The following is a 12,255-nucleotide window of genomic DNA, read 5'->3' as shown; positions in this document are numbered from 1 at the left end:
GATCTTGGTTGACAGGCACCAACGCAGCAACTGACACAAAGATCAGAGCGTGAAAAGGGGAATGATTTTATGCTTCTTGGCCGTACGGCAAATGGGCTTTACTGGATGTTTCGCTATATCGAGCGCGCCGAAAACATGGCACGTCTGGTGGATGCGGGGCTACGCATGGCGCTGACCAAAACATCGGATGCACCGGAAGAGTGGTCTTCTGTAGTTGTGTCAGCTGGTGCAAGCCAGACATTTTCAGCCAAATATCACGCTTATAACGCAGCAAACGTCGCAGACTTTCTGCTGCGGGACATGGACAACCCTTCCAGCGTCATGTCCTGTATGGAAACCGCACGTTCAAATGGTCGCATGGTGAGAACAGCGCTCACTCGCGAAGCGTGGGAAAGTGTCAACGAAGCCTGGATGACGCTGAAGAAATCTCTCTGCAAACCGTTGAAAGAGGCCGATCTTCCACCGCTCCTTGATCAGATAAAGCGGGAAACGGCACTCATACGCGGCGCATTCCATGGGACAATGCTGCGCAACGAAATCTTCGATTTCGCGGGGCTTGGCACATTTATTGAACGCGCAGACAACACGGCGCGCATTCTCGATGTCAAATATTACGTACTGTTGCCCGCCGTCTCCTATGTCGGGACCACGCTCGACAACTATCAATGGGAGTCCATTCTACGCTCCGTTTCAGCGCATCGGTCTTATCGCTGGGTTTATGATGGTGATTATCGCCCATCGCATGTTGCTGATTATCTGATCCTGAATGGCCGTATGCCGCGCTCACTTCATCATTGCTACCAGTGCATAACCGGTCATCTCGGCTTTCTTGGCAAAGACTACGGCCAGAGTGCTGCCTGCCATGCGACTGCGGATAAAATCTATGGCAGCCTGCTCAATCAGGACATTCGTGCGATATTTGATGTCGGTCTGCACGAGTTTCTGACCGAATTCATTACGCGCAATAATCGGCTCGGCAATGAGATCGCCGAAACCTATAATTTTTATTGAGGTGTTCGCTTGCTGCAGCGGCATGCGCATCGGGATTGCCGATCATGCATCCGGCACCGATCAAAGATCATCGACCGCATAGAAATCAAGAGAGAATTCGATGCCCTTTCGTTCCGACACGTTCATTGGAACCTATAATCCTGATCAGCTCCGATTGTTGCAGTGTGCTTATCGCGAAACCTGCATTCAATTGGGAAGAACCAACCTCCCCCTCGCCCAGCAGCGAAAGCTCGCAAAGATCATCTATGGTATCTATGACAGTGGCATCGAAGATCCTCTGGCAATAGCGCGGCTCGTTCGACATGCTGAGAGCATCTAGCAGTCTTCACATGATTGCTATGTCACAGTCCTGCCCTTTCTCGCCCGCTCTCGCCCGCTCTTGCCCACGCTTGCCCACGCTTGCCCACGCTTGCAATGTCGGCCAGACTGGCCATCGCTTCTGCCGCTCGTAGCTTATGGATGTGCTGGATCATGTCATAGTCGCCGCAGACATCAGCGCCTTCTTTCATGAAGGGCGTTGAGATGAATGGGGATGATGGGGGCGACCAGCCGAAAGCCCGGTCCTTTCGCAGGGAAAGATGTTAACCTTTTGCGGGCAGAGCAAGAAGCGCGCGGCTGCGACACAATTCGGGGGACTGTTTTGGATAGTGCGACGATACTGACCGTTCATTCGTTGTTGTCGACCTGTTCCATTCGTGAAACGGCACGACAGGAGCGGCGGGCCGCTTCCACTGTCAGCGCCGCGCTGGAACGAATGGAAAGCGCGCTGGCGATTGAGCTTTTGCGGCGCGATGGCGCGGTTCTCAGTCTGACGCTCGAGGCGCAGAAGCGGATGGGGCTTTTTGAAGAAGCGGCCCGCCTCTGTCGCTCCTTGCTTGCTGTTGCCGGCGACGGCAACGATCGGCCGACTATTCGCTTTTCCGCGCTTGTCCGGTTCGTGGTCGCCGCGAAGACCGGAAGCATACGTGCCGCCGCAAAAGAGCTGGGCGTCGGCCAGCCACAATTGACGCGTCAGCTTTCGGAACTCGAACGCAATCTCGATTGCGCGCTGCTTTTGCGCACTCGAACTGGCGTGCGTTGCACGGCGAGAGGCGAGATGGTGATGACGCTTGTCGAGGCGATTATCCGCACCTGGGAAGAACTGTCCCATGCGGCCACCGACCGGTTTCGCCGTGAGCAGGTGACCTGTCGGATCGGCTCGGTGATGCCGCTGGGCCATGAAAGCAGCATCGCCCAGATCCTTGCCAATCTGACGGTCGGTTGGGAACGCCTGCATCCGCGTCAGCCACTTTCGATCTCGGCCAATACCGCGGAAGAGTTGGTGTCGGGCCTCAAAAGCCGGCGTTATGACGCGATCCTCATTGATCATGCCGACTTCTCGAAGGAATTTGACGGCCATGTGGTTTCCGATGCGCCGCTTGCCTTGATTGGCGATCACCGGATTATGGCACAGCTTGAAGGCGACATGGCACAATTCCTGCAAAGGCATCCGCTGGCGCTTCCCAGTGTCAAGAGCGGGATAAGACAGCATGCGATGCATTATCTTGAAGGGGTGCTTGGTCCGCTGACGCAATCCAAGCTTCGACTGATTGAAATGGATTCAATTCCGGTCATCATCAATCTGGTGACCCGCCATGGCTATCTTTCGATCCTGCCCGAACCGGTGGTGGCCCGTCTTCCCTTTCCCATCACCCAGTACCCTTTGGGCGCCGAGCATCGCCAGATACTTTCATTCGTCTGGCGACGGAACACTTTCGCACCAAAGATGTTAAATGAGATGGTCTCGCTGCTCACTGAGGATAGCCCGTAGAAATTTATTCCTCGCGGTGGGTTGTTTGAGAGGCCTATAAACGAGATGGGGATGGCTTGCATTCGTCGAGACATCCTCTGTTCGGAATCTGGGATATATCCCGGCCCGGTGTTTTTAAATAGCCTGAAACGTAAACAGCCAATGACTGTGAGGGAGAACATAGGATGAGGACATCGGTGATTTTGGCCGGCATGCTGGCTGGCATGGTCTTTTCGGCGGCGCCTGGTTTTGCGGCTGATGTGGTGGTGGGGTCGAAGATCGACACTGAGGGTGGTGTTTTGGGAAACATCATTTCGCAGGTGCTCAAGGCCAATGATATTGCGGTGGTCGACAAGATCCAGCTTGGTGCAACACCGATCGTCCGTGAGGCGATTACCCAGGGTCAGATCGACATCTATCCTGAATATACCGGAAACGCCGCCTTCTTCTTCAACAAGGGCGATCTGGATGTCTGGAACAAGCCGCAACAAGGCTATGAAGAGGCGAAGAAGCTCGACTATGACGCCAACAAGATTGTCTGGTTGACGCCGGCCAATGCCAACAATACCTGGGCCATTGCACTGCGTCGCGATGTGGCAGAGCCAAACAAGCTGAAAACGCTGAGCGATTTTGGTAAATATGTCAGTGATGGCGGTAGCGTGAAGCTTGCGGCCTCGTCGGAATTTGTCAGCTCTGCCACTGCATTGCCGGCGTTTCAGACAGCTTATCAATTCACACTCAAACCCGATCAGCTCATCACCCTTTCGGGCGGTGATACGGCCGCAACAATTGCCGCTGCAGCGCAACAGACGTCCGGCGCCAATGCGGCGATGGTTTATGGCACGGATGGTGGGATTGCGCCTGCTGATCTGGTCGTTCTTGAGGACGACAAGGGCGTGCAGCCGGTCTATCTACCCACACCGATCATTCGGGAGGCGGTCCTCAAACAGCATCCGCAGATCGCTGATATTCTCAAGCCGGTTTTTGAATCCTTCACGCTTGAAAGCCTGCAGGAACTCAATGGTCGCGTTCAGGTCGGCGGTGAACCGGCGAGCGATGTGGCCCGTGATTACCTCACCAAGAACGGCTTCATCAAATAATTCCGGATGCTTTCGGATCAGGATCCGACAGGATCTTGCGATCGTCGCTTTCCTCTGCGCAGAATTGGGCAGGGGTTTGCTCCGCGGATGGCTTTAATGGATGAACAGGATCCATCATGCAGATGACCGCAGGTCGAGACACTGCAGCCTCTTCACGCTTCAGCATCGATCGACTGGGGGTGGTGATCGCCCTCATTGTTATTCTCTCATTGCTGTTTCAGCCCTTCGCGCTCCTGCGACCCAATCGGGTTGCGGCGACGGCTGCGGTGCAAGTTCTCAACGCGCTCCCGCTTGCTCAGGCGCTTTTGCTGATTGGTTTGATGCTGATCACGGTTTGCTTGCTGGTCGTGCGCTCTCCGCTCAAGCTTCGTCTTTGTGCATTGGTGGCAACGCTTGTTGCGACCGCGATAGCAATCGGCTTCAGTGCCCGCTACCTGCCCCCTGCTGGCAATAATTACGCGCGCGTTTCTCCAGGGGGAGCTGTTTGGCTGCTCGCCTTCGCACTGGCACTTGCCATCGGCGACACACTGGTTCGCATGCGTCTGGCGCCGCTGTCGCGGCTTGCGGCTTTGTTTATCTTCGTGGCACTGCTGGGGCTGCTTCTTTACAGTGGTGTGTGGAGTGATATTTCCATCCTCAAGGAATATGCCTCACGCCGGGATGCCTTTGCCAGCGCCCTTCGGACCCATGCGCTGCTGGCGATCGGATCACTGATCGCAGCCTTTCTGATTGCCACACCGATTGGCATCCTCATTCATCGCTTCAAACGCTTGCGCGACGGGGTGATCTCGTTTTTCAATGTGATCCAGACCATTCCCTCCATGGCCTTGTTCGGTGTACTGATCGCCCCTTTGGCCTGGGTGGGGGCTCACATGCCTGGGGCGGCCGCACTGGGGATTGCAGGCATTGGTCCCGCCCCTGCTTTCATTGCTCTGGTTGCCTATGCGTTGCTGCCAATCGTTTCGGCGACAGTGACCGGACTTGATAATGTCTCGCCTTTTGTGGTGGATGCTGCACGCGGTGTGGGAATGACCCGCCGACAACGGCTCGTATCGATTGAACTGCCACTGGCTTTTCCCGTGATACTGACCGGAATCCGCGTGGTACTTGTGCAAAATATCGGCCTCGCCGTCATTGCCGGTCTGGTCGGCGGTGGTGGTCTTGGAATGTTCGTCTTTCAAGGCATTGCCCAGACGGCGACCGATCTCGTCTTGCTCGGCGCCTTGCCAACTGTCGCCATGGCTTTCATCGCCGCTATCCTGCTTGACGCATTGATTGAAATCAGCCGTGCGCCACAGAACAAGGAACAGGTCCAATGATCGAGATTTCCAACCTCACTCGTCTTTATGGCGCGCAAAAGGCTGTTGATGACGTCTCCCTGACCGTCAATGCGGGTGAAATCGTGGTCATTGTCGGCACGTCCGGCTCTGGCAAGACGACACTGATGCGCATGATCAATCGGCTGGTGGAACCGAGCGCTGGCGTGATCAGGATCGACGGCAAGGACAATCGGGAGGTGAGTGCCCATATTCTGCGTCGCGGCATCGGCTATGCCATTCAAGGTCATGGCCTGTTCCCCCATCGCAGCATTGCCGAGAATATCGCCACTGTTCCGACCCTGCTGGGCTGGGACCGTGCACGGATTTCCGCGCGTGTGGACGAGTTGCTTTCGCTGTTCCACCTGGATCCGGCCATTTATCGCGACCGGATGCCGCATGAACTTTCCGGCGGCCAGCAACAGCGCATCGGCGTGGCGCGGGCATTGGCCTCCAATCCGGCCATATTGTTGATGGATGAACCCTTTGGTGCGCTGGATCCTATTATTCGTGACAAGGCGCAGGAAGATCTTCTGGCAATCCAGAAACATTATCGCACGACAATCGTGCTTGTCACCCACGACATGGAGGAGGCGATCCGTCTGGGAACGCGTATTGCGGTGATGGATAAGGGGCGTCTTCTGCAATATGGCACACCGCAAGAGATTATAGCCCATCCCGCAACCCAATTTGTCCATGACCTGCTGGGTGGGGGCAGTGACCGGGTGTTTCGCCTGCTGTCGCTGGTCACTGTCGACACGCTCGTCGAACCCGGCGATGCGCCAGGGGAACCGATCGCAAGCGATATGTCTTTACGCGATGCGCTTGGGGCAAGCCTGTGGTCAGGGCGCGGCGCCTTGCCAGTGAGCCGCGATGGCGCGGTTATTGGCCGGGTGACCAGAGGAGCAATTGAAGACCATGCCCGGAGAATTGCATGAAAACGGGTTGGGTCTTAAAAACTGCATTGCTGATCGTTCTATCCTGCTTCATTGTGAAGCCGGAATGGTTTGCAGGCGCTCTGGCGCCCTTCACCCGTAACAATGCGCCGGCCATCTATACACAGAATTCCCTGCTGGCGCTCACCATCAATCATCTGGTGCTGGTAGGACTTGCGACCGCGGTTGCGACGATGATTGCAGTGACGCTGGGTGTACTGACCACGCGTCCTGGTGGCCGGGAATTTCTGCCGCTGTCGCGCGCCATCGCCAATATTGGCCAGACCTTTCCGCCGGTGGCGGTTCTGGCGATCGCGGTTCCGATCTTTGGCTTCGGCTCGGTTCCCGCTTTCATTGCGCTGCTGCTCTATGGCCTGCTGCCGATCTTCGAGAATACACTGACCGGTCTGACGGAACTGGAACCTGCGGTCGTTGACGCTGGGCGCGGAATGGGCATGACAGACCGGCAATTGCTGATCAATGTTGAATTGCCGCTGGCGCTTCCGGTGATCCTGTCGGGGGTGCGCCTGGCGGCGATCATCTCGCTATCCACTGCCACGATCGGCTCGACGGTAGCCGCAAGCACATTGGGCGAAGTGATTGTCGCGGGCCTTTTGACTGGTAATACCGCCTTCGTCCTGCAGGGCGGCTTCATTGTCGCGGGTCTGGCCATTCTGATCAATGCGGGTTTCGTGGCACTGGAGACGCGTTTTCGCCGCAAGACTGCCCTATAAAGGGTGAGAAATACCAGGGGACCCGTCGTCAGTTTGATACGGAACTCCATCGCAATCCGCGGAGGATCAGCGGTGGCGCAATTTCAGGCGCGCACGCCATCTATCGCTGTGGAAAATGCTATTATCCGCACAGGAAAGCCCGCGGCCTGCTTTGGGCTCTAGAGACAAGAAAGCCCGCTTCGCTGGGAGGAGGAGTGCGAAGCGGGCTGATCTGGAAAACGCGGCGTTTGGGAGGAGGAGTGCCGCGCTTCATGTTCAGCCCCTGGGAGGAGGAGTGAGACTGAACATGTTCTAACTACGCATTTTCGCGGGTTCTCACAACATGCAAAAATGCATGGCTGTTATGCGCAGGGTCTGAAAATGGAAAACCGCCCGGCAGCGACAAGCGCGCACAGACGGTTTTTCCTCCCAGAGGCCGGTCTTCTATCAGCAATTGATCCGTCAAGCAACAAGTATCCACAAGTACTTAATCCCACTATTTTAGTGTGATCATAACAATAGTCTGGCTGCTAAAGTCATTTGAAGCAGAAGATCAGTCCTCCCGTATCGCGCTGGGGGCGGGCTGCATTGGCCCGCGATACGCGGGCTTCCTGCGAACAGGGATCACGTCGAGGGTGAGGCTGTTTTGGAGGAAACGAAATGACAGATTGTTGCGATTGCAAACTGCAAGTGCAGCAACCAGGCTCGAGATTTGTGCTATGCAGCAGCGGCGATTCAAGTTCATCGCTGTCACACCGGCAGTAAATTTTCAGCCATTACTTGCATTTTTCTGATGCGCGAGCTTTTAGTGACCGTTGGCAGCGTGTCTCTTGTGGATTTTCACTGTATTTTTGCTACTCTCAAAATACAGGTAATGTCAAAGCCGCACCGAGCAAGCGTTGTGGAACGCGACGTCATGGCAGGCAACGCGATGATCAGCGATAGCTACCAGGCAGCGATTAATGCGCCGGCATGGATCCGTCGCTGCCGCACCTTGTTTGCGTATCTTCGTGGGGACGATTGCATATTCTGGCCGCTGCCTCGTCATGGAACATCCAATGACAATGGAAAACAGTTGCCCTGCCCTGGGCCGCAACAAGCGCTTAAGCGGCACGGATTGAAATCGGTCAAACGCTATAAAAAGAGAGAGAAATACAATGTCTGACATTAATTACTTAAGACGGGATGTCGTCTCAGGCGCAGGGCTAGCGATTGCTGCCAGCGCGCTTGTCGGGTTCGTCCCTAAGGCTGCCAGGGCTGCGCAGGGCAATATGGACGCCGCGCTGCGGCAGTTGCAAAATGCGCTCGATTCCTTGCATCAGGCGACCCCAAACAAGGGAGGTCACAAGGAAAGGGCCGCACAGCTTGTCGAGCAGGCGATGGCGGAGGTTCAGGCCGGCATTGACTATGCAGCGCAGCATGGCGGCGGTTGAAGACGTTGAAGCGCTTGTTGGACAGCCAAGCGTGCGTAGCATCGACAAACACCCACAACACGCTGTTAACGCGGCAAGCGCGATGGCAACGGTGGTCGAGTGTCCGCGACGGCGGGTCCTTCATCGATGAGCGGAAGGGGAATGACGGTGAATGCCGTACTGCTTGCCTCAGGTATTTTTATCGCTCTCGGTTTTGCAACAGCGATCGGAATGGTGTTGCGTCGCCGATTGCCCCCGCACCATCTGAATGCGGAATCCAAGGATGTCATCCGTCTGGCGACCGCGATCGTCGCGACGCTTTCAGCCTTGGCGCTCGGCTTGCTGATCGCCTCGGCGAAGTCCGATTATGATGATGCACAACGCGAACTGGCCAGCACGGCGGCGCGCATCGTGCTTGTCGATCGTTTGATGGCGCAATACGGGACGGAAACGAGAGAGGCGCGTCAGCAGTTACGGGACCTGATCGGTGCGCGTTTGCAACAGGGCTGGAGTGTTCAATCAGCACCGTTCAACCCGACAGGGTCCGAAGCGGTCTCGCTCGACATTGAAAGGGTTCAACAGGCCCTGCGCGCCTTGATCCCCTCTCGTTCGGCCAACGAACTGATCAAGAACCGCGCTCTTGAAGTCAGTGGGACGCTCGCCGAGGCGCAGTGGCTGCGGGTCGCGTCATCCGACGAGGGACTGCCATTCGGCTTTCTCGTGGTTCTGATCTACTGGCTTGCGCTGCTGTTCGGAACATTTGGCCTGCAGGCGCCGGCCAATCCGACTGTCCTCACAATCCTTGTCGTCTGCGCGCTCTCTGTCGCGGGCGCAATCTTTGCCATCGTGGATATGGCAAACCCCTATGCGGGCTTCATCCGTCTTTCAGACGCACCGCTGAGGACGGCGCTGACACGGCTGGGTACCCAGGTTCCATAGTGCAACGGGTCGCAATTGTTGTTGGCACCCCCAGGACCTTGGCGCGACTTCATTTTCCAATCGGGCGGACATATGAGGGCTTCAAGCTATCTCGCCAGATCGTTCAGATATTTCAAGATCACCTGCACATCCTGTGTAACACAGCCGATATAACCATCGGGTCTGACCAGATAAAACATGTCAGAGCTGTCATTTTCCTGAATGTGCGGCTCAACGAGAGTGTCAAACTGCGAAAGGGTCTCCGCTGCGATCTCGGGTTTACCGGCATAAAGCGTAAAACGTCCGTCCATCGATGGCTGCGCTGCCTGCCGCGTAGCCGGCCTGATGAAACGCTCTCCGGGCTGCGGCCCTGAAGACGCTGCCGGCCCGTTCAGCGCAGTTTGCGGGTAATGGACGGAGAGTTCGGTGATCGCGCTGGCGATCCGTTGCTGGACGGCAGCCATTCCCAGGATGTGATGGGCAGCAAAGTTGCGCAACGTCTGCAGGACGGGGTTCTTCAAGGTGGCAATTCTGGTCAATCGGCCGGAAGACTTGAGCACCTGATCGCCGACAAGGCTTCGCTCTGTCGAATAGCTATCGAGCAAATCCTCTCTGCAGATGCCCTTGATGACCAGAGCCAGTTTCCAGGCCAGATTGAACGCATCCTGCATACCGGTATTCATCCCCTGCCCCCCGGCGGGACTGTGGATATGGGCGGCATCGCCGGCCAGAAAAATGCGTCCGTATCGATAACAACGCAATTTGCGATCATTGATCCGGAAGCCAGCAAGCCAGACCGGATCACGGAGCGTGCAGCGAAAGCCGGTCCTCTCATCGATCAAACGCTGCAGATCGGCAAGCGACGGCGGCAAAGCTTCGTCGCTCTCATTGCTGTCAATATTGGCAACGACGCGAAACCGTTGCCGAGAAATTGGGAAGATAACCAATATGCCGCTGCGGTGCCAATGCACAGAAACCTCTGCGGCAAGTGGAGCATCAGGGATATGGACATCGCCCAGCACCCAATGACTATCCAGCGTCTCACCCGCAAACGTTCCGCCGGTTGATTTGCGCAGCAGCGAATGCGCGCCGTCACACCCAACCAGCCACTGGCCATGCAGCGTTTCGTGTGCGCCCATTGCGCTGATTGTGTCGAGCTGGACGCCCGCATCATGGTGTCGGGCTGCTACCGCTTCGACACCGCGTTCAACCCGGACACCCTGTTTGTTGAGCATGGCTTCGAGAAGGCGCTCGGTTTCAGATTGCGGGATCATCAGTGCAAATGGAAAGGCGGAGGGAACCGCGCTGACGTCAAGACGACCGATCAGGCTTTGTTGATTGAAGATCGATATCTGGGTCACCTCAAGACCGGCCTCAATGAAGGCTGACGCGCGCGCACCCAGCAATTCAAGCGTCCTGCTCCAGATCACCAGCGCCTTTGACTGCTGTGTTGGGGCGGTTGCCTTGTCGATGATGCGCACAGCGATATTGAGCCGGCTCAGTTCAAGAGCAAGGGTCAGCCCGACCGGGCCGGCACCGACGATCAGAACGGGTGGTTTGCTGCTAGGGTCCATAAGCAAGCTCCTTCCGACACGACGCCTGCGTTTTTCGGGCCGCATACTGCCATCTTTGCGCAGGATGGGCAGTCTTGGCGGCTGAGCGCAGGGGCCAGGCCAGCAATAGTGAACTGCATCGTGCAGGCGTGCAAGCCGACATGCCGCACGCCTGGCTTGCAAGGCTCTTTTACCGGCGCCATCAAGGCGGAAATCGCTTTGGCCTCGCCGCAGAGCGTCAGCAAGGCCGATCAGCGCGAGGCGCGTTCCCCCGACGCAACAGACCAAGGGGGATTTGCGCGTTCAGCCTTTCTGACTGGACAGCAGCGCATGCACGAGGTCAGCCTCAAGGTCTGCAGGGTCTTCAAGACCCACGGAAATCCTTATCAATTGCGGACCAATGCCAAGGTCATTTTTCTGCTCTTCGGGGACAACGGCGTGGGTGAGCGAAAACGGATGCTGGATAAGACTTTCAACGCTGCCGAGGCTCACGGCAAAGTGAAAATAGCGGGTCGTTGTCAAAATCCGCTCGACCCTTGCCAGATCCCCTTCGACATCGATGGAGAGCACACAGCCAAAATTGAACATCTGCCGCCTGGCAAGTTCATGCTGGGGATGGCTCAACAATCCGGGATAGATGACCTTGCGCAATCCCAGTTCCGGTCCGCGTTGTTCAAGGGCCTGCGCCAGTTTGAGCGCGGTGTCCGCCTGCCTTATGCAGCGGATTTCCAGCGTTTTAAGCGAGCGATGCAAAAGCGCGCAATCGGGCGGGGACATCACGGCGCCGAGGGCATTTTGAAGATATTGCAGGCGTTCACCCAATTGGGCGGGCGCATGCGCGGACACGGCAACCACGCCGCCCAGCAGATCGGAATGTCCATTGAGCATCTTGGTTGCCGAATGAACAACCACATCGATCCCATGTTCGATGGGACGCTGCCCTGCGGGCGACGAAAATGTGCTGTCGCAGACGGTGACAGCACCGGCATTTCTTCCCAGTTGTGCCACCACCGACAGATCAACAATCCGCAGGGTCGGATTGGAGGGTGTTTCAAACCACAACAGGGCAGGCTTGTGATCCTGCACGGCTTTTAAAAGCGCAGCCTGGTCCGAAAAATCGACAAAATGAACCTTATGGCCTGCCGTGAGCGGTCGCACATCGGCAAGCAGACGATAGACACCGCCATAAAGATCGTTATGCGCGACGATCGACGAGCCGGCGGGAAGTGTTTCTAACAAGGTTGCAGCGGCAGAAAGGCCACTGGGAAAGACAAAGGCCAGTCTCGCGCCCTCAAGATCCGCCAGGCATGTTTCAAGCGCGTTGCGTGTGGGGTTGCCACTGCGGCTATAGTCGAAGCCCTTGCTGGTTCCGATACCATCCTGAACGTAGGTTGTGGCGTGATAGACGGGCGGGATCACCGCGCCTGTCAAGGGGTCAGGCTCCTGACCGACATGGACCGCGCGTGTTGCAAATTGCGCCTGGTTGCGAAGAAGCTTGTTCGTCACGT

Annotated in this window: 12 protein-coding genes; 10 read left to right on the top strand and 2 right to left on the bottom strand. The window is 56.6% G+C overall.

The genetic code is table 11. The features are described from left to right. Positions 1 to 69: 69 nt before the first annotated feature. The 10 genes from ABWV94_RS19580 (at position 70) to ABWV94_RS19535 (ending at position 9,215) form a co-directional block, all read left to right on the top strand. Positions 70 to 1,011: an alpha-E domain-containing protein gene (locus tag ABWV94_RS19580; protein WP_353415054.1), complete on the top strand. Its 942-nt coding sequence runs from the start codon at positions 70 to 72 to the stop codon at positions 1,009 to 1,011. A 100-nt stretch (positions 1,012 to 1,111) separates the two neighbouring features. After that, positions 1,112 to 1,330, top strand: coding sequence for a hypothetical protein (locus ABWV94_RS19575; protein ID WP_113500138.1), 219 nt, complete (start codon positions 1,112 to 1,114; stop codon positions 1,328 to 1,330). Between the two features lie 321 nt (positions 1,331 to 1,651). Beyond that, positions 1,652 to 2,821, top strand: coding sequence for a LysR family transcriptional regulator (locus ABWV94_RS19570; protein WP_353415053.1), 1,170 nt, complete (start codon positions 1,652 to 1,654; stop codon positions 2,819 to 2,821). 191 nt (positions 2,822 to 3,012) lie between these two features. After that, positions 3,013 to 3,900: a glycine betaine ABC transporter substrate-binding protein OsmF gene (gene osmF, locus ABWV94_RS19565; protein ID WP_502905195.1), complete on the top strand. Its 888-nt coding sequence runs from the start codon at positions 3,013 to 3,015 to the stop codon at positions 3,898 to 3,900. Between the two features lie 116 nt (positions 3,901 to 4,016). Continuing rightward, on the top strand, positions 4,017 to 5,219 hold the full coding sequence (locus ABWV94_RS19560) for an ABC transporter permease (protein ID WP_353415051.1): 1,203 nt from the start codon (positions 4,017 to 4,019) through the stop codon (positions 5,217 to 5,219). Further along, positions 5,216 to 6,154, top strand: a complete 939-nt coding sequence (locus ABWV94_RS19555; RefSeq protein WP_353415050.1) for an ABC transporter ATP-binding protein — start codon at positions 5,216 to 5,218, stop codon at positions 6,152 to 6,154. The genes ABWV94_RS19560 and ABWV94_RS19555 overlap by 4 nt, the downstream gene beginning before the upstream one ends. Further along, entirely contained in the window at positions 6,151 to 6,885 is a 735-nt protein-coding gene (locus ABWV94_RS19550; protein ID WP_353415049.1) for an ABC transporter permease, read from the top strand. The genes ABWV94_RS19555 and ABWV94_RS19550 overlap by 4 nt, the downstream gene beginning before the upstream one ends. A gap of 691 nt (positions 6,886 to 7,576) precedes the next feature. Next, positions 7,577 to 8,029: a hypothetical protein gene (locus tag ABWV94_RS19545; protein ID WP_353415048.1), complete on the top strand. Its 453-nt coding sequence runs from the start codon at positions 7,577 to 7,579 to the stop codon at positions 8,027 to 8,029. Further along, complete coding sequence (locus tag ABWV94_RS19540; RefSeq protein ID WP_113500191.1) at positions 8,022 to 8,297, top strand: hypothetical protein; 276 nt, start codon at positions 8,022 to 8,024, stop codon at positions 8,295 to 8,297. The genes ABWV94_RS19545 and ABWV94_RS19540 overlap by 8 nt, the downstream gene beginning before the upstream one ends. A 147-nt stretch (positions 8,298 to 8,444) precedes the next feature. Beyond that, positions 8,445 to 9,215, top strand: coding sequence for a bestrophin-like domain (locus tag ABWV94_RS19535; RefSeq protein ID WP_162761804.1), 771 nt, complete (start codon positions 8,445 to 8,447; stop codon positions 9,213 to 9,215). Between the two features lie 86 nt (positions 9,216 to 9,301). Here ABWV94_RS19535 and ABWV94_RS19530 read toward each other — a convergent pair whose 3' ends face one another. Together ABWV94_RS19530 and ABWV94_RS19525 are read right to left on the bottom strand one after the other, a co-directional pair. Continuing rightward, on the bottom strand, positions 9,302 to 10,768 hold the full coding sequence (locus ABWV94_RS19530; RefSeq protein WP_353415047.1) for an FAD-dependent monooxygenase: 1,467 nt from the start codon (positions 10,766 to 10,768) through the stop codon (positions 9,302 to 9,304). 282 nt (positions 10,769 to 11,050) lie between these two features. Beyond that, positions 11,051 to 12,253 carry a trans-sulfuration enzyme family protein gene (locus ABWV94_RS19525; RefSeq protein ID WP_353415046.1) on the bottom strand — a complete coding sequence of 401 codons (1,203 nt, stop codon included), beginning with the start codon at positions 12,251 to 12,253 and terminating at the stop codon, positions 11,051 to 11,053. Between the last annotated feature and the right edge of the window lie 2 nt (positions 12,254 to 12,255).

Source organism: Brucella sp. NBRC 12953 (assembly GCF_040369775.1).
GTDB lineage: Bacteria > Pseudomonadota > Alphaproteobacteria > Rhizobiales > Rhizobiaceae > Brucella > Brucella pseudogrignonensis.
The sequence above is the reverse complement of the archived record's forward strand: the minus strand, read 5'-3'. Positions and strand labels throughout refer to the sequence as shown.

Coding starts and splice junctions, on each gene's coding strand:
- ABWV94_RS19575 (WP_113500138.1), top strand. CDS start 1,112: ATGCCCTTTCGTTCCGACACGTTCATTGGAACCTATAATCCTGATCAG.
- ABWV94_RS19550 (WP_353415049.1), top strand. CDS start 6,151: ATGAAAACGGGTTGGGTCTTAAAAACTGCATTGCTGATCGTTCTATCC.
- ABWV94_RS19555 (WP_353415050.1), top strand. CDS start 5,216: ATGATCGAGATTTCCAACCTCACTCGTCTTTATGGCGCGCAAAAGGCT.
- ABWV94_RS19540 (WP_113500191.1), top strand. CDS start 8,022: ATGTCTGACATTAATTACTTAAGACGGGATGTCGTCTCAGGCGCAGGG.
- ABWV94_RS19560 (WP_353415051.1), top strand. CDS start 4,017: ATGCAGATGACCGCAGGTCGAGACACTGCAGCCTCTTCACGCTTCAGC.
- ABWV94_RS19580 (WP_353415054.1), top strand. CDS start 70: ATGCTTCTTGGCCGTACGGCAAATGGGCTTTACTGGATGTTTCGCTAT.
- ABWV94_RS19530 (WP_353415047.1), bottom strand. CDS start 10,768: ATGGACCCTAGCAGCAAACCACCCGTTCTGATCGTCGGTGCCGGCCCG.
- osmF (WP_502905195.1), top strand. CDS start 3,013: ATGCTGGCTGGCATGGTCTTTTCGGCGGCGCCTGGTTTTGCGGCTGAT.